The sequence below is a fragment of the Sporosarcina sp. FSL K6-1508 genome (genome assembly GCF_038007465.1).
In the GTDB taxonomy this organism is placed as follows: domain Bacteria; phylum Bacillota; class Bacilli; order Bacillales_A; family Planococcaceae; genus Sporosarcina; species Sporosarcina psychrophila_B.
In genome coordinates this window covers 42152-63126 of sequence record NZ_JBBOXF010000001.1, presented here as the reverse complement: position 1 = coordinate 63126, position 20975 = coordinate 42152, and the positions used below count along the sequence as shown (strand labels likewise).

Annotated in this window: 20 protein-coding genes; 15 read left to right on the top strand and 5 right to left on the bottom strand. The window is 39.1% G+C overall.

Annotated elements, in window-relative coordinates:
* Positions 1-3 precede the first annotated feature (3 nt).
* From MKZ11_RS00265 to MKZ11_RS00235, 7 genes are all read left to right on the top strand, one after another.
* On the top strand, positions 4-1620 hold the full coding sequence (locus tag MKZ11_RS00265; protein ID WP_340792081.1) for an extracellular solute-binding protein: 1617 nt from the start codon (positions 4-6) through the stop codon (positions 1618-1620).
* A gap of 68 nt (positions 1621-1688) precedes the next feature.
* Entirely contained in the window at positions 1689-2336 is a 648-nt protein-coding gene (locus MKZ11_RS00260; protein WP_340792080.1) for a YesL family protein, read from the top strand.
* 183 nt (positions 2337-2519) lie between these two features.
* Positions 2520-3251, top strand: a complete 732-nt coding sequence (locus MKZ11_RS00255) for a GntR family transcriptional regulator (RefSeq protein ID WP_340792079.1) — start codon at positions 2520-2522, stop codon at positions 3249-3251.
* 438 nt (positions 3252-3689) lie between these two features.
* Entirely contained in the window at positions 3690-4331 is a 642-nt protein-coding gene (locus tag MKZ11_RS00250) for a hypothetical protein (protein WP_340792078.1), read from the top strand.
* A 290-nt stretch (positions 4332-4621) separates the two neighbouring features.
* The gene (locus MKZ11_RS00245; protein WP_340792077.1) at positions 4622-5176 is read left to right on the top strand and encodes a TetR/AcrR family transcriptional regulator; all 555 of its coding nucleotides are present in this window, start codon (positions 4622-4624) and stop codon (positions 5174-5176) included.
* Between the two features lie 117 nt (positions 5177-5293).
* The gene (locus MKZ11_RS00240) at positions 5294-6622 is read left to right on the top strand and encodes an MATE family efflux transporter (protein ID WP_340792076.1); all 1329 of its coding nucleotides are present in this window, start codon (positions 5294-5296) and stop codon (positions 6620-6622) included.
* A gap of 90 nt (positions 6623-6712) precedes the next feature.
* On the top strand, positions 6713-8098 hold the full coding sequence (locus tag MKZ11_RS00235) for a S41 family peptidase (RefSeq protein WP_340792075.1): 1386 nt from the start codon (positions 6713-6715) through the stop codon (positions 8096-8098).
* 100 nt (positions 8099-8198) lie between these two features.
* Here the strand turns inward: MKZ11_RS00235 and MKZ11_RS00230 are convergent, their stop codons facing one another.
* The gene (locus MKZ11_RS00230; RefSeq protein WP_340792074.1) at positions 8199-8339 is read right to left on the bottom strand and encodes a sporulation histidine kinase inhibitor Sda; all 141 of its coding nucleotides are present in this window, start codon (positions 8337-8339) and stop codon (positions 8199-8201) included.
* Positions 8340-8958: 619 nt separating this feature from the next.
* Here MKZ11_RS00230 and MKZ11_RS00225 point away from each other — a divergent pair.
* A complete protein-coding gene (locus MKZ11_RS00225; RefSeq protein ID WP_340796866.1) occupies positions 8959-10233 on the top strand; it encodes a YjiH family protein in 1275 nt (424 codons plus the stop codon).
* Between the two features lie 45 nt (positions 10234-10278).
* The gene (locus tag MKZ11_RS00220) at positions 10279-11040 is read left to right on the top strand and encodes a hypothetical protein (protein ID WP_340792073.1); all 762 of its coding nucleotides are present in this window, start codon (positions 10279-10281) and stop codon (positions 11038-11040) included.
* 54 nt (positions 11041-11094) lie between these two features.
* On the opposite strand, the gene MKZ11_RS00215 is transcribed toward MKZ11_RS00220, so the two are convergent.
* Positions 11095-11229, bottom strand: a complete 135-nt coding sequence (locus MKZ11_RS00215; protein WP_340792072.1) for a hypothetical protein — start codon at positions 11227-11229, stop codon at positions 11095-11097.
* On the bottom strand, positions 11229-12524 hold the full coding sequence (locus MKZ11_RS00210) for a tetratricopeptide repeat protein (RefSeq protein ID WP_340792071.1): 1296 nt from the start codon (positions 12522-12524) through the stop codon (positions 11229-11231). Before MKZ11_RS00210 ends, MKZ11_RS00215 begins: the two co-directional genes overlap by 1 nt.
* 188 nt (positions 12525-12712) lie before the next feature.
* Here MKZ11_RS00210 and MKZ11_RS00205 point away from each other — a divergent pair, with 188 nt between their 5' ends.
* Positions 12713-12862, top strand: a complete 150-nt coding sequence (locus tag MKZ11_RS00205; RefSeq protein ID WP_340792070.1) for a hypothetical protein — start codon at positions 12713-12715, stop codon at positions 12860-12862.
* A gap of 25 nt (positions 12863-12887) precedes the next feature.
* Entirely contained in the window at positions 12888-13049 is a 162-nt protein-coding gene (locus MKZ11_RS00200; RefSeq protein ID WP_340792069.1) for a hypothetical protein, read from the top strand.
* Between the two features lie 113 nt (positions 13050-13162).
* Here the strand turns inward: MKZ11_RS00200 and MKZ11_RS00195 are convergent, their stop codons facing one another.
* Positions 13163-13768 carry a transposase gene (locus MKZ11_RS00195; protein WP_340792068.1) on the bottom strand — a complete coding sequence of 202 codons (606 nt, stop codon included), beginning with the start codon at positions 13766-13768 and terminating at the stop codon, positions 13163-13165.
* Positions 13769-14088: 320 nt separating this feature from the next.
* On the opposite strand from MKZ11_RS00195, the gene MKZ11_RS00190 reads away from it, so the two are divergent.
* Positions 14089-14664 (top strand): DL-endopeptidase inhibitor IseA family protein, encoded by a 576-nt coding sequence (locus MKZ11_RS00190; RefSeq protein WP_340792067.1) that lies wholly within the window; start codon positions 14089-14091, stop codon positions 14662-14664.
* A gap of 99 nt (positions 14665-14763) precedes the next feature.
* On the opposite strand, the gene MKZ11_RS00185 is transcribed toward MKZ11_RS00190, so the two are convergent.
* Positions 14764-15921, bottom strand: coding sequence for a polysaccharide deacetylase family protein (locus MKZ11_RS00185; protein WP_340792066.1), 1158 nt, complete (start codon positions 15919-15921; stop codon positions 14764-14766).
* A gap of 1414 nt (positions 15922-17335) precedes the next feature.
* Here MKZ11_RS00185 and MKZ11_RS00180 point away from each other — a divergent pair.
* The 3 genes from MKZ11_RS00180 to gsiC all read left to right on the top strand — a co-directional run bounded on the left by MKZ11_RS00180 (position 17336) and on the right by gsiC (position 20975).
* Positions 17336-18346 carry an asparaginase gene (locus MKZ11_RS00180; protein ID WP_340792065.1) on the top strand — a complete coding sequence of 337 codons (1011 nt, stop codon included), beginning with the start codon at positions 17336-17338 and terminating at the stop codon, positions 18344-18346.
* A gap of 41 nt (positions 18347-18387) precedes the next feature.
* Positions 18388-19986 (top strand): glutathione ABC transporter substrate-binding protein, encoded by a 1599-nt coding sequence (locus MKZ11_RS00175; RefSeq protein ID WP_340792064.1) that lies wholly within the window; start codon positions 18388-18390, stop codon positions 19984-19986.
* A gap of 68 nt (positions 19987-20054) precedes the next feature.
* Positions 20055-20975, top strand: a complete 921-nt coding sequence (gene gsiC, locus MKZ11_RS00170) for a glutathione ABC transporter permease GsiC (RefSeq protein ID WP_340792063.1) — start codon at positions 20055-20057, stop codon at positions 20973-20975.

The following is a 20975-nucleotide window of genomic DNA, read 5'->3' as shown; positions in this document are numbered from 1 at the left end:
GGTTTGAAGAGAAGAGTTTTTTCTAGTGTAGCAGTAACTTTATTGTTAACAGCAGGGATTTTGGGGGCTTGTTCTAAAGAGGATGGACCTGTTGAAAAAGGTGCGAATGTTGGCAATGTGAACGCGACAGGTATGCCAATTGTTGAAGAGAAGATTCAAGTCGATGGATTTGCAGCAAAGTTCTTTGCTTCACAAAATTGGGATAGTCTTATGCTTTGGGATGAGTATGAGAAAATGTCGAATATCGAAGTGAATTGGAATACCGTACAAATTGAGGGGTTAGCAGAGAAACGAAACTTAGCGCTTGCGGCGGGGGATTATCCTGAGTTTTACTTTGCTTCGGCTCTTTCTAAAACAGATTTGATCAAATACGGAGAACAAGGTGTATTTTTATCATTAAATGACTATATCGATGAATATGCTCCGAATTTCAAAAAGTTGTTAGATGAGTACCCAGCGGTGAAGCAAGGTGTTACGATGGCGGATGGAAATATTTATGGTTTTCCTGCTATTTATGATCCGGAATTCGAAGCCCTACGTGCAGGTACACCGTGGATAAATCAGGATTGGCTCGAAAAATTGGGACTACAAGCGCCTGAAACGACGGATGAATTGTATGCAGTACTGAAAGCGTTCAAAGAACAAGATCCGAATGGCAATGGCAAAGCGGATGAGCTTGGATGGGGCAGTGGCTATGGCGTTGCTGAATTTACTAGCTATTTACGCGGAACCTTTGGATTGAACAAGCAAGGGTCTATGAACATCAATCTCGACTTTAAAGAAGGTACGGAGGAATTCCGTTTTGTTCCGGCTACAGATGAATACAAGGAAATGCTGGTATTTTTGAACAAGCTATATAAGGAAGGGTTAGTAAACCAAGACGTATTCACTACTGAACCACAGACGTTTTCAGCTGAGGCATCTAAAGGGAATTACGGTATGTTAAGTGAGGTTGACCCGGCAGAACTACTCAAACTCGACGGTTACGTTGGTGTACCAGTTCTTGAAGGGCCTACGGGGGAACGTGCTTATAACACAGTTTCGACTGGACTCGGAAATCTTGGCATGTTCGTATTGACGGATAAAGCAAAAAATCCAGAAGCGATGGTTCGCTGGATGGATCACTTCTATGGAGAAGAAGGCAATAAGATGTTCTTCATGGGCTTCGAAGGTGTGACGTATGAGGAAGATGCAGAAGGAAACTTCAAGTATCTACCTGAAATCACGGACAATCCGAATGGCCTAAATATGGACCAAGCGATTAGTGAATACTTGACATGGCCAGGGGGCTATTATCCAGGAATCGTTAGACAGCAATATTTCCAAGGGGCAGAAGGTAAAGAAGCTTCCGCTGAAAATGCTGCGCAAACGAAGCCTTACCGTATAAAAGACGAAGACATCATTCCTGGCCTTAACTATACACTGGAAGAAAACGACAAGGTCAGTGCAGTGATGACAGATGTCCAAACATATGTTGATGAAATGACTGCTGGTTTCATTACTGGAAAACAAGATTTTAGCAAGTGGGATGAGTACAAGAAATCGCTTGATAAGATGGGCTTGCAATCGTATCTTGAAGTGGCTCAAGGTGCATACGAGCGCATGCAAAAAGATAAATAAGATGAAATAAAAGCTCATATGAAGGGTTTCCTTCATATGAGTTTTATCTTTTAAAGGAGGTTAGTCGCTTGGGATCAAACGGTTGGAAAGGGAAACTTTATTGGTTCGTTGAATTTGTGACGATGCTTGCGGTGCTACAACTCATGTGGATTGGGCTTACATTACTAGGCTTAGTTATTTTAGGCATATCACCGGCAACTGTAGGGTTATTTGTTGTCATGCGAAAGAGATTACAAGGTCAAGACAGTTTGCGGTCACTCACAAACAGTTATTGGGCGACGTATAAAGCCGAGTTCCTTAATTCGAATAAGATTGGCGTGATTTTGATTGCTATCGGTTATTTTCTTATACTTAACTTGCGTATCGTGCTGACGATGAGCGGGACTTCAGGGATTTTCATGTTAACGTTGATGGTGATGATTTCAATACTCTATGCTGTGATGGTGATGAATATTTTTCAAGTGTTTGCTTACTATCATCTGCCGTTTTCACGTTATTTTTCGGCATCGCTGTTACTAAGTATTTCGTTCCCGGTACAAGTGATTGGATCGGTTATGGGGCTTTATGTGTTTTACCGCATATTCCTAATTATTCCCGGATTGCTTCCTTTTTTCGGTGTAAGTGTATCTATTTTATTTCTAACTTGGATGTCTTCACAGATTTTCCGCTTGAAAGGTGAATCAGATGGTTCATTTGACGTGGGAGAAGTTAAATAGGTAACTTAATCTATGGGAGAAGAAAGTATGGCGTAAAGGTACCGGCGAAAGTAAATAGACGGATCGATTGCGATTTGTAAGTAATCTATTGTTTATCAATACGATGGCGTGTTCAATTGTTGTGAGTTTTGTTGAAATGATGATAGATTGAAGAGTAAGAACTATGAAAAAGGATGAAAAGTGATGAAACCATTAGATCAAGGAAGTGTTATTCCGTTATATCATCAATTAAAACAAAGATTGGATGCGCGTATCCGGGCAGGGGAATGGAGACCTGGGGATAAAATCGATTCAGAAAATAGCTTGATGGACATATTTCATGTTAGTAGAAATACAGCGAAGAAAGCAATTGAAGAATTGGTCCAGGAAGGCATACTTCATCGGATACAAGGGAAAGGTACTTTCGTTTCCAGACCTAAATTTGAACAATCCTTAACTGGATTTTACAGCTTTAGCCGTGTTTTACGAGAGAAAGGACTTCATCCCACTGACCGTGTGCTTGAAGTAAAAGAAGTAGAACCTTCTGCAACAGTGAGAGGGGGATTACAGCTTCCGTTGGGGGAAAACGTAATTGAAATGAAAAGGTTACGTTGTGCGGACGGTGAACCGATTATTCTTGAATCTTCATTTATGCCAAAATCAGTTATTCAGGATATGTCAGTTTTGTATGAAGTAGGAACCTCATCGCTGTATGATTTATTAGATGAACGCTATGATGTGACAGTTGTCCGTGCGAAAGAAGCTTTTGAACCGGTTTTAATAAGAGAAGGGGAAAGCATCCTTCTTGAGACGGAAGTAGGAAAACCCGCTTTGCTTTTGGAGCGAACGGCATATGATACGAATGATCAACCAGTGGAGTTTTGTATTTCAATCGTACGGGGAGATCGTTGCAGATTTTATACGGAACTCGTGTAAATTAACAGATTTTTCTGTAGTGCGTATATGCAGAGTGATGATTTAAATGAGATACGGGGTTGAACGCCGCAAGTTCTAGAATAATAGACTACATAAAAATGAGCTAGCACTCCAAATTATTGGGCGTGGGCTCATTTTTTTCGGCTAGACTTCAGTTTCCTTATCTAGGGAATAAGATTATGCTGGGTCACATGTAAGTTAACCTTTTTAAATGATCGGTTGTCTGAATAGTGTCTGAATTGACTGGGTGACTGTCACCCAGTCAATTCTAAAAGAGGAGACAGTAAGTGACGGAGTGGCCAACCTGCATAATGTGTACACAGGGTCTCTATTATAAACGTGCTTGCATGGTAGAAAGTATGTTCCTGCACGTGGTAAGATTGGGGGAAGGGAAATCTCCCAACTGTGTACAAACATTAAGAAAAGGGTGAAAGAATCATGGATAAAAAGGAACAACAGTTATTTGCATACTACTATCAGAAATTTTCCGAAAGAGATTTTGATGAAAAAGATCTTTACAGTTTCTTAATGTTAGTTAGAGAAGATGCTGAGGGCATTGAAAGTATTAAAGAACTAGGTAATTTTATAGCGAATAGGGAAAAGAGTAAAGGGTATGTCAGTGACTACCTCGAAGACTGCAAGCAAGTGATTAATAATCTGGGCACAGTTTCAAAAGGCAAGAAGATTGAGGATATATTCTCTTTCAAAGAAATTAGAAACGGCTTCAATGCGCTATTTCTAAAAAACGGCTTTGAAAAATTGTCTTCCGATATTATAAACGATTTCATTTTGTGCATTATTTCATTGTTGCAGGGCGTTAAATTAGTATCAGGCAATTTAAATAAAGAAGTTGGCTACTTAAGTTTTGCAGTTTCCAGCAAAGAGGTATTTTTGATGGGGAACATGAAAGCTTTGAATAAAGGCCGCTATATTCCTGTCACTTTTCAAGTCTTGTCAGCAAAGAACAGTTATGAAGCAGTAACACCCCAGGACAAAAATGATACACCCTATCTTTTCAATGATGAATTAATAGAAGTGGTAAATATAAATGGGGAAATCGTTATAACATTTCCAGGATAACATTTGTGTGCAATTACACAGAGTAAAAATCAATAAGCAGCCAAGTTCGTGAATAGCTGTCGAAAAGCATCTCCAAATCCAAAAGGCATACTACCTCGTTCAAAAAAAGAGGTAGTATGCCTTTTTTGTTTGTCTGCAGAGTGTGAGTAATTATCTGAATAATGTCTGAATTATAGGGGTGACAGTCACCCCTATAACCGTAGTTTCAAGTAGACAGCGCCTCTACAAATGTTGTATTATGAAACGAATAAAACTAGAATGGTATCCGTAGTTTTTTAGGGGGTTTTGAATTGAAGACGAGAATTATACATGCATTCATTGAAGAAACACGAAACAATGGGATTAAGTTCACGATGGATGACTTGTCAAAGCGGCTAGGGATTAGTAAGCGGACGTTATATGAGCACTTTTCATCCAAAGTGGATATCCTGGATTCGATTCTTGACTTGACGCTTCACGAGTTCGATGAACAGACGCGCATGATCATTGATAATCCTGACTTGACATTGCCGGAAAAAATTCGGAAGGCGATTGTTGTCATACCGAAATACAATGAATTTTATGATCTACGGATTATAGAACAATTGAAACGCTCTTATCCTGCACAATGGGAACGGGTGAATCGTGAGTTGAATCAATGGGATGATCTAAAAGGGCTTCTTGAAGAAGGAATCCGTACGGGTATCATTAAGGATTGGAATATCGATTTGCTGATGAAATTGATTATCGGGGCATCGAATACAACTCTCGATCGACAGTTTTTTTTAGAGCATAGTATTTCTCTAACAGAAGCGCATGAGTCGATTGTGGATGTATTATTGACAGGGATTATGAACGAGAAATAAGAAAAAAATGTGCTGGCCATTCAAAGGCCGGTCATTTTTCAGGCTTTATGAAACTAAAAAAACTAAAATCGTTTTCACGTTCTCGGGAATGATAAAAGATAAGGATTTGAACTAGTTATGAAAAATGAACACGTAGTAAACCGTCTGGATACGGAATCGGTCGGGAAATCTTTTGTGAGGTATTTGATTCCGTCGACGGTTGGAATGCTGCTGATGGCTGTCAATATTGTGATAGACGGGATTATGGTCGGCAATCGGCTGGGACCGGTCGCCCTTGCTGGAGTTGGTATCGCTGCACCTGTCTATACAATTTTTGTGGCGATGTCATTGTGGATTGGAATAGGTGCAGCGACCCGTTATTCGGCAATGATGGGGGCTAAACGGCCAGGTGAGGCGCGTATTATCTTTTCACATGCAATTGTTTCTATATTTACTTTGACGATAATTATCGGATTTATCGCTTTTACATTCAGGACAGAGCTTGCTTATTTGTTAGGGGCGAATGCTGATACGTTCCAGTATGTCGCGGGGTATATGAACGTCATGTTGCTGTTTGGATTCGTCTTCACGGTTGAAAATGCATTTAGTATTTTAGTGAGAAATGACGGCGGTCCAAATTTATCAATGATTGCACTTGTTGCTACATCCCTTGTTAATATCGGTTTAAATTATGTATTTTTATTTGTTCTTGACTATGGCGTAGCGGGTGCGGCGGCAGCGACAGTCATTGGTGCATTTGTCGGGCTTCTTATTTTAAGTACACATTTTTTCAGGAAGAAAAGCAACTTGCGTTTCGTTCGCTTCAAGTTCGATCGGAAGTTATTACTTCTTATATTAGTAATTGGTTTTCCAAGTTTTCTTTCGGAAGTTGGATTTTCTGTTTTTACAATCTCGCATAATCTGACGTTTGAACGTCTCGCTGGAACTGTAGGCGTGTCTGCATTTACGATTTTGAATTATGTTCACAGTGTTATGCTACTGTTATTTTTAGGGATGGGCGCGGCAATCCAGCCATTGATTAGTTATTATCGTGGGGCTGGAAGTGAAGAGAAGATGAAGAAAACGGTACGGATGGCAATTGGCACAACTTTCGGGGCCGGTCTCTTCTTTTTATTAATTGGTCAATTCGCTGCTGCACCGATTGCGAGTTTGTTCGGTGATTTCCCGGAAGAAGTAATGGCGCTTGCGATACCAGGCATCAAACTATTCTTTATCGCGTATCTTTTCATGGGCACGAACTTTGTCATGATGACGTACTATCAATCCATCGGGCAAATTCGGATGGCAACGTGGATAACAGCAGCAAGGGAAATTATTATTTTGCTTATTCTTCTGCTGATCATGCCGCGACTATTCGGATTAACAGGCGTCTGGCTTGCTATACCGACATCTGAATTCATTGTCCTGATGACGATTTTTTATTACCACAGAAAATGGAACAGTTGAGATAGAAAATCACTTATGTGACTAGTTAAAGAAATCAAGTAAGTAGTATAATGGGGGAATAGATGTATAGAAGAGAGGGTGTCCAACACGTTGAAAAGAACTATTAAATCGCTCGTGCTACTATTCTCCATTGTAGTTGTCTTGTTTCCATTTGCCCTGTCCGCGTCAGCAGAACCGCTCGATGAAGTAAGACAATTGGTACGAGACTATTATGTTGACGATGTGCCGGAAACGATACTATCCAAGGGTTCGATTAAGGATATTACAAAGAATCTGGATCCCCATTCCGTCTATATGACAGCGAGGGAATACCAAGGTTTTATGAATGGGATTGAGCAAAAAATTGTTGGAATTGGCGTTGTGCTTGAAGAGGACTTGAAAGGTATCAAAGTCATTTCAGTTATCCCAAATGGACCTGCGGCTCGCGGCGATGTACAAACGGGTGATGTGATTACACATGTAAATGGGAAAAGTATTGTCGGCAAGTCGATTCAGTTCGCGATATCGTTAATTAGCGGGGACGAAAAAACGGAGGTTACATTGACAATCAATCGAGTGGGTCAATTCGCCCCTATCGAGAAAAAACTGCCGCGGGAAGAGATTATGCTTCCGAATATTGAAGCTGAAATGCTTGGTGGCAACATTGCCTACATTCGTCTGAACAGCTTTGCGACGGAATCCTCGAAAGAGATGAATAAAGCAATTCAATCTTTAAGTGGGGCTGACGGATGGATTGTTGATCTGCGCAATAATGGCGGTGGTTTTATTACAGCTGCACAGGACATTGCAGGATTTTTCCCCAATACACCCAATGCGTTTCAATTGAGGGAAAAGAACAGTAAGCCGATGACTTATCCGTCAACCATTCAACCTAGAAAGTTTAACGGACCGACACATGTTTTGATTAATGAATACAGTGCAAGTGCTTCAGAGATGGTTTCTGCGACAGTGAAGGAGCAAAAAGCGGCTACGTTATACGGTCAAACTAGCTACGGTAAAGGCACGATGCAAGCGATGTATGGATTCGATGACGGCAGTGTGTTGAAGATGACAACTGCAAGATTTTATTCGCCGGGCGGTCAACCTGTGGACGAAGTTGGCGTTAAGCCAGATGTACTAACGAAAAAAGAGGCCGAGCTCGAAGTATCCCATCATGATCAGCTGCTCATCAAATTGAAGGGGTATAAACAGCTTCCTCAACTTGTAAATGTTCCGGTCAACAAAAAGTTTACGGTAGAAATGAACACAAAAATGAATTGGAAGAATATCGATAAAGCAGCAATTCAGCTTATCGAATTGGGTGGAAGAGAAGTCAAAGTAGGAGTCGAGGTGGCTAACGACAAAACAATAACGGTCGTTCCTAATAATACTTTACAGACAGGAAAGAAATATGTACTTGTAATTCATCCGCTTTATAAAAATGTGCAAAATAAGCCGATGAAACAAGGCGTGTATCTAGAGGTTTCAGTAAAATAAGTAAGCACCGGGTTTTCATCAGCCTACGAGCATGTTGAGTCGGATGGAACCTGGTGCTTTTTGTGTGCAAAAAAAAGCCCCTAAAAGGGCGTCTGCAGGATCATGAAGAAAGTTGTACTTCAACCTGTAAAGATCGACGGCGGATTTCTGCTTCTAGCAACTGAATGAAGTGAGGGCATAGTTTGATGTCTTTTGCTTTGAAATAGGATTCAATCAATAAGTCATCAGGGAGTTTGCTCATTTTGAATTTCACCTCCTATATTATAGATATGTGTACTAAATTGAAATGTGTTTGCATAGAATGGTACGAGTCAAGGGTATATTACTAATCTACCAAAGTTTAGGATTAAGAACAACCGTTCCGTTATCCACAGATAAAGGTGGATAAGCTGTGGTTAACATGTTCCCAAAGGGTGGGAATGTATAGAGAGTGGTAGGTATAACGTTAGTAACCTTATCCACAGGTATTGAAAAGGCGAATTTTGTCGAAACATTCTTTTTGTTTTTTATGTGGATGCGATGAGGGATGCAACGTTCAGCATTTGATGGGTGTTCGTTGGGTGACTGTCACCAAGTAAATTCTAAAACAAACAGAACAAACATGAATTTTTGCGCAATATGTACAATATGTTGATTATCAATATAAGTCTTTCCGATAAATGGAATCCCACGGTCATTTTATGTGACGCAGGGGATTTTTTTCGTTTCTTGCTGGAAATGTGATGCTTTAAGAATATAAGGGGAGTGTTGAAGAATAGATTGGAGTAATTATGATGTTTTGTACAGGAAAAATATTTTACAAAGGGGGAAGTGGAGTGCAACAAGTGGGGGAAAAGGAGAAACCACGCTCAAACTTAGGCATGTGGAAGTTTTTTGTCTTTAGTTTTATCGGAGCTTTTATGTTTTTCGTTCCTGTCACGATAGGCGATAAAAGCTCAATTATGTTGGATCATATCGTGTCATGGATTCAAACAAATGTGAGTGGAGTATTGCCGTATTATGCGTTAATTGTTATTTTGGCAGGGGCTTTGTATCCGTTTATTTCCGGAACGTGGAAAAAGTCGAAGGTGAATCTTGTTTTTTCAATCTTCAAAGTGATTGGACTTGTGGTCGGCGTTTTGCTTATCTTCAATATTGGACCTGCTTGGCTATTTGATGCGGATATGGGTCCGTTTTTATTAAACAAATTAGTCATCCCAGTGGGCTTGCTCGTGCCAATTGGAGCTGTATTTCTCGCGTTGCTTGTAGGCTATGGCTTGCTTGAATTTGTCGGTGTGTTGTTACAACCTGTTATGCGCCCCATTTGGAAGACTCCCGGTCGTTCTGCAATTGATGCTGTAGCGTCATTTGTAGGTTCCTATTCGTTGGGCCTGTTGATAACAAATCGTGTATATAAAGAAGGGAAGTATACAGCACGCGAGGCGGCAATTATTGCGACTGGGTTTTCAACAGTATCTGCAACATTTATGGTCGTCGTGGCAAAAACGTTGGATTTAATGTCAATTTGGAATCTTTACTTTTGGACTACATTAGTTGTGACATTCTTAGTGACAGCGATTACGGTTCACCTGTGGCCCTTACGTTCAATAAAAAATAATTATTATGAAGGCGCGACACCACAGCCTGAGGTGAAACCGGTAGGAAATCGTTTTGCAGTTGCTTGGAAAGAGGCTTCGGCAACGGTAGCGAATGTCCCTTCATTTACACAGAATATATGGACTAACTTTCGGGATGGATGTCTGATGGTTATGGCTATTTTACCTTCCATTCTTTCCATCGGGCTGTTAGGCCTTGTTTTGGCCGAATTTACACCCATATTCGATTGGATAGGCTACATATTCTATCCTTTCACGGCGGCCCTTCAATTACCAGAACCGATGCTTGTCGCGAAAGCAGGTGCACTTGGCATCGCAGAAATGTTTTTACCGGCATTACTCGTTGTACAGTCAACGCTCATAGTAAAATTCGTAATTGCTGTCGTTTCTGTATCGTCTATCATCTTCTTTTCGGCAGTTGTTCCTTGTATCGTCTCTACTGAAATTCCGATCACAATACCACAACTCCTTGTCATTTGGGTTCAACGCGTCATCCTGACATTGTTGATTGTAACGCCGATTGCTTATTTGCTTTTGTAATGGTGAAAAAAGATTGATGAATGATAAAAATGGAGGAGAAATGGATTGCATTGCATAAATTGTGGACATAAGCAAAATGAAGGTAGGTTTTGTGCAGTATGCGGAACGGCGATGGGTGATCAGCAAATCGAGATGGAGCAAACACGGAGTAGGGCGATTGCAAAATCTGAGGCATCGCCGAATGAATTTATAGAAAAGGTGAAAGGGACATCTAAAATGTATGGGAGCTACTTCCTGAACTATTTGAGGCGTCCTTCTGAAGCATTAAAGCATGGTGAAAAAGAATTTGTGAATGGTCTTGTTACTATTGTAATCCTAGGATTACTCGTAGGTCTTGCATTCTTTTCGGTCATGACATCAATCGGTTCCTCGTATGGGTTATCCTTTTTTTCAACGATGAGTAACTCACTATTACTTATTCTGTTCATCACTGCGTTAGTCATAGGATCATTACTCCTTACGACCAAATTCCTTGGACCCGACCAAACATTTAAAAATATCGTCGGTATTTATAGCACACACCTTATTCCTTCTACATTCCTCGTAGTGATTGCTTTAGTATTAATCCTATTAAAAGCTTACGTTTTCGGAAATTTATTGCTGTCATTCGCACTTATAATTGCATTTTTCATTGTACCGCTATACATACTAATAAAACTGTTGCCGCAAGAGGAATCGGCACTTGATCCGTTATACTGTGTCATCGTCTATATTGTGATTTTTGGAATTGCTTTTTCCATCTTTCTTAGTGTAGTAGGGGATACCATAATGGGTGATGTGATGAGCCGATCGAACTTCTTTTTGTAAATGTAGAAATGACGAAGGGAGCACCTCGGCTGAGAAGTGCTCCCTTTGTGTTGCTTATTTTAGGTGGTCGACTGTGATGCTTGATGTTTTTGTTAATTTAGGAAACAGGTCTTTAGAAGCGTGGGCCTCATTCCCTACAGCTCCACCTAGAATTATTACAAGTAAAAGAACAGATAAAATTTTCTTCATTATAGATCCTCCCATCTTTTAATTTTTCTATAAATATAACCATATCTATTTGCTTCTTGGTAATAAATAGATGATAGTTTATATTTCCTATTTTTGAAGTGCCATTCAGCTAAAAGAATAGAATATTTATGGACATATTGATAGTCCTGTATTGTTTTAAAGTAATCAATCGCTTGTTTGGTAATAGTTTCAGATAGACCTGGTTCACTATGAAGTGATTTAAAGATACTAAAATGATGATAATAGGACGTGAAGTTCTTATCATTTAATTGTAAAAATAATGAGATTCCCTCATCACACCAGTGATTAGCGAGTTCCTTGTTATTCATTTTTGTATACTCGATTACTAAACAATGTATTGATATAAGGGGGCCGTCCTCATTAGTAATATACTGGATACTTAGTTTGTAATAACGGATAGCTTCTTCGTTATTACCCATTATACTGGAGAGTGATCCCAAGTTGTGGTAAACAATTCTTTTTTCATGGTCTAAGTTAAACTCATCACAGATTTGCATTGCTTTTAAATAGGATTCATAGGCTTCTGGAAACTGTTCGCTTTTCTTATGCGTAATTCCAATTAAAATGTAACAATCTAATACTCGCTTCATTAGAAAGTTTTCTCTGAAATAGCCAAGGGCCTTTCTGATATATTCAATGGAAGTTAAAATACGGCTATCAACAGTGTAAACTAATCCTATCATATAATTCAGTTCTGCTTTTTCCCAACTCTCTAATAAAACCTCATCGACTAATAATAACACATCTTCGAAATATTCGATCGATTTACTTCGGTTTTCTGTCGAATAGTAATAGATTGCCTGGTTTATTTTATATAAATACATTTGACGAGGGTCAAAGTCTTCACTTAATACCTGTAAGTCTTCAATTTCTTTTTTTCGTTCATCTAAATTTAGCCTTAAAATAATTCGAAACCTTAATACGATTAAGAGGTACGTGTAATAGAGCGATTGATTTTCAAATAAGGGACTATGCTGCTCCAGGTGATTAAGTTTTTGTTTCGTGAAATTTTCATCACGATTTGTAATTACTTCTTTATAAGCATCTTTTAGCATTTTCTCGAAATCAATTTCCGATTGCTGATCACTTTTTTGTAACTTCGTTGGATCAATACCTAAACGGTTAAATAATAAGCTGACGATGTCTTCACTTGGTAAAATTAAGTTCCGTTCAATTTTGGATAGGTAAGAAGGCGTGCAAATTCCTTTCGCCAATACCAATTGTTTCATTTCTTGTCTAATTCGTTCTGCCTTAATTAAATGACCAACTTTCATTAGCGAATTCCTCTCTTTTATAGTATAGTACATACAGTACATTTATCATACCATTTAAATGTGAGAAATTAATTCTTGAAATGGCTAAATAATGAATAGTTTAGAAAAAAATGTCCCAACCTAATTGGATATTCCTCTAGCCTTATGAGTGGTATGTTTAGTGTAGCAAGAATAGAGGAGTAGAACGTATGCGAATTGAAGACGTTTATTTTAAGGAACTTAGTAAGGAAACTAAAGGTAGAAAAAAGAAAGAAGACACTTTTGGCTTCAGATGTAAAAAAGTTCTGAGTCGTGGTTTTGAACTGATTTCCAGTATTTTAAATCGAATGCGTACTTAACCATTCTTTTGAAGGGGGTGAGATCGTGTCCATGGAAATGACAAACGACCAATTTGCTATTGAACCTAAAGACATAGAAATATATAAAATGAAGATTGAACTAATTGAATTTGTTAATAAGATGAAATCTGAAGGCTTGTTGGAATCAGTAGAATTCCAAGATATACCGTCAGAGCTTGAAGGGTGACAGTCACCCAGTGAATTCTAAAACAAACACAACAAACTTGAATGTTTGATTAGTTTGCATTATAAAAATTTGCTTATAAGAATAGTCTACACAAAAGCAGCATCCGGAACCAGTTAATGATTCAGGGATGTTGCTTTTATATATTTTTTTATCTTTTCGTTGTGTTGAAAGTCCTCACAGAATTTTGTGTAGCCATTACGCGTTGTGTCATAAGGTTCTGGGAGGAGAGAGGGCAAAACAGTGAGATCAAGAAATGGGTAGGGTGATTCAATGTTTCTATGATATAAGCGGAATGAGCTGTATGGATAGTTTTCCATTCGCTTAACCATGGGTTTCTTGGTCGCAACTGGATTCTGGTGTATGTATGCACTTACGGAGAGCAGGGCGATAGGATCAGGCACCATACGAGCAAAATAACGGCTTTCATATAGATATCCGGTGTAGTTGTATTTTTTTCTGTAATAATTGCTGTACTGTTTATTAATAAGCCCCATCACCTTGCCTAGCGGAACTTCGGGCGAACGAATTAGTAAGTGGAAATGGTTATTCATGATGCAATAAGCAATAACCGTAAAAGGATGTTTGGTATTCGCATAGTTGAGGGTGTGGAAAAGTACCGCTATGTCCATTCTGTTGGAAAAGATATGCTGCCGGTTATTACCGCGCATTACAACATGATCAAAGTAATTCGGATCCCACTTGCGATTTATTCTTGCCATTTTGTTTATCCCCCTTATTCTGTCTGATTGAAGTAAATAATCCTCCAGTAATTCACTTCTGCTATTCTCCATCATCTCGTTTCGATCACCATATCCTATCAGCTTTTGAAAGACAATTGTCACAAATAACACGCATGACCTGAAACTTAGTTTTCAAGCAGGATAAGGGGTTAAATTTGAAATATGACCCTAAAAAGACGGTTAAATTAAATTTATTGAAAACGCAAGATTACAGTTGAAATTCGAAAATAGTATTCTGAATAGTTTCGAAGTTGTATGGGTGACTGTCACCCGAAGGAGAAACATATAATCTAGTAAAAATGAAAATGAAGGAGGGTAGTTTCATCGAGTTAAAAAAGATCTGGCTAGTTGTATTGTCGTTATTATTAGTGTTGTGTACGGCGTGCCAGAAATCAGATAGTGTCGTTACGAAAAAAAATGAAGTTTCTTCGGAAAAAGCAGTGGAGCTTGCAGCGAATTGGGCAACAACAGTAAGCCTCGTACAAGCAGGAGGGGTTTATAGTGAAGGTGAATATGAAAGGTTCAATTATAAAGGCGAGACATATCGATATATGGCCAGTTACTTGGACACGAAGAAGGAGCTGAGGGCTGAACTTGAAAAGTCGGTGACAAAAAAGGTCGCCAGAAAGTTCATGAAAGAGCACAGGTTCATTAAACACAAAAGGAGATTAGCACAGTTAGAAGCTGACGAGGGTTCACTTCTTCAGTGGGGAGTTGCGACAGCTAAGGAAGTGAAATCGAAAAAGAATAAAAGTGTGTTTGAACTAAGTGTACCTGTCGGCTATACGGGCACGTTTGATAAATTCGAAGTCACATACGAATACGTAAAAAAATCGGGTTGGCGTATAAGCAAGTTACCGGAGTATAAGAAATAAAACAAGAAGACCTCTTCGCGAATTGGAAGAGGTCTTCTCAGATTGTTAGTTGTCGGAATAGTTTCCGAATTGACTTGGTGACTGTCACCAAGTCAATTCTCATCTTCCCTGCAATTTATCGGCGAAGTCTTTGATGTTCATATTAGAGTGGACGCGCTGGCGTTTTAGTTCGTAAAGGGAATCACCTTGGAAGACATTGCCTTCATCAATTGTGTAAGCACTTGTTATACCGCTAGTCTTCAAAGCGTGAATTGCGGCCAGACTGCGTTTTCCGTAAGGATATGCATGGGCCATTACTCGATAGTCTTCACCAAGAATCTGTTCGATGGAATTATTCGCTTGTTGAATATCCTCATAGATTGCCAGTTCTGATTCATATTGGAAAAGGCTTAGGTTCGTAAATGAATTGAACATATGAAATAGGTGCGTGTGATTTTGATAGGAATAGACATCCTGTGTTTGAATTATGTCCATTTCTGAAACCACGTTCGGCCGATCGATACGGCTGGTGATTAAGAATGAAGTTGCCTTGAATCCGTGGTTTTTCAAAATAGGATATGCCAAGTCGATTGTCGACTTGTAACCATCATCGAATGTAATTAGGACTGATTTCTTTGGCAGGGCATTCTTTTTTGTAACCCATAATTCTAGTTGTTGAGGAGTAATGGTCGTCCAACCATTCTTCTTCAAATAATCCATCTGTTCTTTGAACTTTTGAACTTCTAATATTGAAGCATTTTGATCAATCTTGCTGCGTACAAGATCGTGATACATCAGAACAGGGATGCCAGATTCGATTACTAGCTGGTTCTTATGTATATAACCCGTTTTACCGCCTATTAAGATTGGGTAGTAATTCCCCTTTAATCTTTGTACGTTGATTGTCATGTTCGGTTGGATTTGGCCCAGGCTGTTTGCTTTGACTGTTGGACGATCCAAAATCTGTACGGGTTTTGAAGTCGTTGCACGGACTGGATGAGCACCCATCCAGTTATTTGGTATGCCTTTTACGATTACTGCCTTCTTTTTCGAAAACTTAACTTTATCATTTCCGATGACAGTGTAATAAAAGCGGTCCGATTCATTTATTACCGTGTGTGAGGTACCCTTCAGGAATACAGCGACTTTCTTGTATTCATCGAAAACAGGTGTCGTTTCGGTGATTTTTATTGATTTTACATTTGATACTTCGGTTGCTTCAGTGAAGGATGGAAATATTGCTATAAATAATAGTAAAAACAATGTGAATTTCTTCAATCGTACGTATGCCCCTTTAGTCTAGTTTCTCTCTATACATGATAGATAGAAAGTATGGAAGTAGCAAGGTCTTTTTACGGTTAATTGAAAAGGATAAATGGGTGTAAGTTATCCACTGAATATAGTTAGAATTGTGTGAATAACTTGTTAATAGTGTTGATGAATTCAGAAAAAACGGTGTGGAAAATGTGTATAACTTTATTCACTATGTATTAAAATGTGGAATTTGTCCAAAAAATTTTGGTTTAGTTAGATGGATGAAACTGGGGGTGAAATGAAAGTAAACGATTTTACAGCAATTTTTTACAAAAGTACTAAAAAAGAATGGTCTGACAAGATTTGAATCAAGTAGTCAGTAATTTCATTATCCTCCTTAAAGTTTAAATATCCATATCTTCATTATTCTTGGAATTCCTACAGAGGGAGAAGATCATCTATTGATTATAGGGTTTATTTTTTCCTGGGATGAACTTCATGCGGAGCTGGGACAAATTATGAGTGGGGAAAGGGCTAGAAGAGGAAAGTAGGAATTAACCATGGGGTATTTTATGACTGATAGTGAAATGTGCCCTCAATCCAGTTAGTGTTGACTGTATTGAATAGAATTTAATTTAATAAATCTAGAAATAGATACCCAGCATTCTTTTTTCTGAGTGAAGAGAATTTATTTATCTTTGATTTGTTGAAAGAGTTGAGCCGGGGAATTCTTTAAAAGAATAGTATCTGGAACTAATAGAATGGGGATTCACATAATGTTCTATTTCAATACGTCAGAGCAAGAGATCGTTGAGGAGCTCTCCCGTCTAATACGAGAGCAAGTGATATTGACAGATCGAAGGGCGTTTATCCAAGCGAGTACAGATTCGTATCATTACAGGAAAATTTGTAGGTATTACCAATGATCTTCCTAGCGGTATTCTTTCAAGTTTCCATACCGATATTTGTAGATTATTTTATTTCCAAATCATTGAAAGTCCCGGAAGAAAATGCCCGAGCCATATTATTTCACACCAGAATTTGCAATACTGCGTTCGCTGCGACGCTTGAGTTGGAACATGTCAGTTCACTTGCAGCTGTTCCAGCTGTGGCTAACATGGTTGTCAATTTAACGTTAGGAGCGGTTATGGCCAATATATTTGCTCGCAAATATAGAATTACTTAGTATAGACCTTTTTGAGTCATCCGTGGCTTGAAGAGGTTTTTGTGTACACTGAGCAAGTGTTTAGGGGATTACCGGAATTGGCCATTGTCATCACTATAAATCATCACAAGTCACCCAAGCACCTTCACACATATCAACGCATTATCTCATAATATATTTTCGAATACATAATATATTCAGAATTAGTGGTTGTAATGTGTTGTTATATGAGATAATATAATTAGAAAATATAGATAACTAGAGGTGTAACTTATGGATGCTGAACATTTAGTAGATGTAATTAGAGGAGATAATGTTGAAAGTGAGCATTGGGGACATATTGCAGTAGTGAATAGTGAAGGTAAACTTCTCTATTCCAAAGGAAATCCTAATAGGGTAACGTTTGCTCGCTCGTCAATGAAACCTTTACAAGCAATTCCGATTGTTGAAACAGGAGCAGCTGACCATTATCAATTCAATCAAGCCGATCTGTCATTAGCTTGTGCATCACATAATGGAGAAAGTCAGCATACAGATCGGGTAAAAACAATTTTATCTAGACTAGGGCTTGGAACGGACGATTTGAAATGTGGCACGCATCCTCCACGCTGGACAGAAGCGTATGAAGCATTAATTAAAGCGGGTAAGGAAGTCACGCCCGAATATAACAACTGTTCGGGGAAACATAGCGGCATGTTAACTACAGCCATACATATGGGTGAGAGCTTGGAAGATTACTATAAAACGGATCATCCAGTTCAGAAAAGAATTATGGAAGTGATAAGTGATATCTCTGAAACACCCTTAAATGAGATAGAAATTGGTATTGACGGTTGCGGAGTTCCTGTCCATGGCATTCCATTAAAAAACCTCGCATTAAGTTTTGCGAAGATGGCAAAACCAACATCTTTTCCTGAAAAAAGAAAAAATGCAATTGAGCAAGTGACTGCAGCTATGATGGCGGCACCAGAAATGGTCGGAGGCACTGATCGCTTTTGTTCAGATTTCATGAGAATTGAAGATGGTAGAATGTTTGGGAAAGCCGGGGCTGAAGGGGTTTACTGTATTGGTGATCTCGAAACAGGTCTTGGAATTGCCATTAAAATTGAGGATGGTAATGGTCGAGCAACTTCGCCTGTTGCGGTGGAAGTGTTAAAACAGCTCGATTTACTCACTGAAAAACAATGTGAACGTTTACATGACTATCACTACCCAAAGTTGAAGAATGCGAGACAGGAAGTCATCGGACAATTAAGTCCAATCTTTTCATTGAAAAATGCATAATGCATTTTATCATAAAAAATGTAAGTAAAGGGGAGAAGAAGATGAAAAAAGCGTATGGTTTAATTTCTTTACTTGCCTTAATGATGCTGCTTGTTTTAGCCGGCTGTAGCAGTGATTCAAAAGAGGGTAGTAAAGATGCTAGTAAAGAGGATGGAAAGCCAGCTGAAAAAGAAGGCAAGGATATCGTCATTGCTGTAGCGGATAACTTTACAGGCATGGATCCACATGACACAAATGACACGCTATCTGGCTCAGCTCAAAAAGCAATGCTTGAAGGACTTGTAGGATTTGATAAAGATATGAATGTGATTCCACTTTTGGCTGAAGAGTATTCGGCAAATGCTGAGGCAACTGAATTCACATTCAAATTACGTGAAAATGTGAAATTCCATGATGGAACGCCTTTTAATGCGGAAGCGGTAAAAGTGAACTTTGATCGACTATCAGATCCAAACAGCGGATTGAAGAGACATAGTCTTTACGCTTTAATTGAAACAACAGAGGTTGTTAATGAATATGAAGTGAAATTTACATTATCAGAACCATTTGGCGCGATGATCAACACATTCGCTCACCCAGCTGGGTTGATGCACAGCCCGAAAGCGTTAGAAGAGTTTGGGAAAGAAGTTGCAAGAAATCCTGTTGGAACTGGAGCATTTAAATTTGTTGAATGGAAACCGAGTGAAGGCCTGAAAATTGAAAAGAACGAAGAATATTGGAATGCAGGATTCCCGAAAGTAGATTCCATTACATTTAAACCGGTATCTGAAAATGGATCAAGAATTGCAATGTTGCAAACAGGTGAAGCGGACTTCATCTATCCGGTTCCTACTGAACAAGTGGAGGGAATTAACGGGAAGAACGGCATTGAAGTAGAAAGTAAGCCTTCTATTGTTGTCCGTTATATGTCTATGAATACATTAAAAGAACCATATGATGATATTAAAGTTAGACAAGCACTTAACTATGCAATCAATAAAGAAGCTTTTGTTAAAGTTGTAATGAACGATCAAGGAACTGTATTGGATTCTATTATTGCACCTGATGTTCAGTTCTACTCAAAACAAGAGCCTTATGCATTCGATCTAGAAAAGGCACAAGGCCTACTAAAAGAAGCTGGCGTTGAAAAGGGCTTTAAAGCGAAACTTTGGGGCGGCAACAGTTCCGGTGCGATTAAGGCAATGGAATTCTTACAACAGCAGTTGGCACAAGTCGGTATAGAAGTTGAAGTTGTACCAATGGAATCAGGCACGATTTCAGACAAAATTTGGTCTGTTCAAAATCCTGATGATGCTGAGCTTGAATTATATTATGGTGGATGGTCACCATCTACTGGAGATGCAGACTGGGGAATCCGTCCACTTGTCGGAGGCAAAGATGCCTTCCCGCCTAAGTCTTATAACGTTTCTTATTATGACAATTCTGAAGTGGATCAGCTAATTCTAGACGGTCTGCAAACAGCAGATTTGGATAAACGTGCAAAAGCTTATGAAGATGCACAAAAAACAATTTGGAATGACGCGCCTTGGGTCTTCTTATCTGCCGACAATACATTGGCTGGTAAGAAAAATTATCTAAAAGGAATCTATCTGTTACCGGATGGTTCATTGAGCGTATCAGATATCGAAATCGAGGAATGAATTGATAAAAGAGCGCTATATATAATTAATATATAGCGCTCTATCTTTATACCAAAGGAGTGGTTAAAATGTTTCGATTCATCGTTAAAAGACTACTCGAAATTGTCCCGATCCTGTTGATTGTGTCCATTCTGATTTTTCTATTCGTACATATGATTCCTGGGGATCCAGCCCGTCTAGTTGCCGGCGAAGATGCAACACTAGCAGATGTGGAGATGGTTAGAAAGGAATTAGGCTTGGATAAGCCGATTGTAGAACAGTATGGCACTTATATGAAGAATCTTTTTAAAGGGGATATGGGGAATTCACTAAAAACAAATCGGCCGGTGAGCGAAGAGATAGGCGAACGATTCATGCCAACGTTTTGGTTAACCGTTTGGAGTATGTTATGGGCGGTCGTTGTCGGTTTATTGATTGGTGTAATTTCGGCAACAAAAAGAAATAAATGGCAGGATTATTTGGGCATGTTCGGAGCTGTTTCGGGGTTATCGTTGCCATCATTCTGGTTAGGACTCATGCTCATCCAACTTTTCGCAGTAACACTAGGCTGGCTACCTACTGGGGGAATGGAGTCATGGAAGAGTTATATACTTCCTGCATTCACTCTCGGAACTGGTGTAGCTGCTGTAGTCGCACGTTTTACACGGTCATCCTTGATGGATGTGCTGAAAGAAGATTATATCCGTACAGGCAGGTCAAAGGGATTAAGTGAACGTAATGTTACATGGGGACATGGCTTAAGAAACGCAATGATTCCTGTTGTTACAATGACAGGCTTGCAGTTTGGATTCTTGCTTGGAGGATCAGTTGTCATTGAAACTGTATTCAGCTGGCCGGGATTAGGAAAACTACTAATCGACTCAGTTGCTTATCGTGACTACCCGGTTATTCAAGCAGAAATGATGATCTTTGCTTTAGAATTCATCGTAATTAATCTAATTGTTGATCTGTTGTATGGCATCTTGAATCCACAGATCCGGTATGAGTAA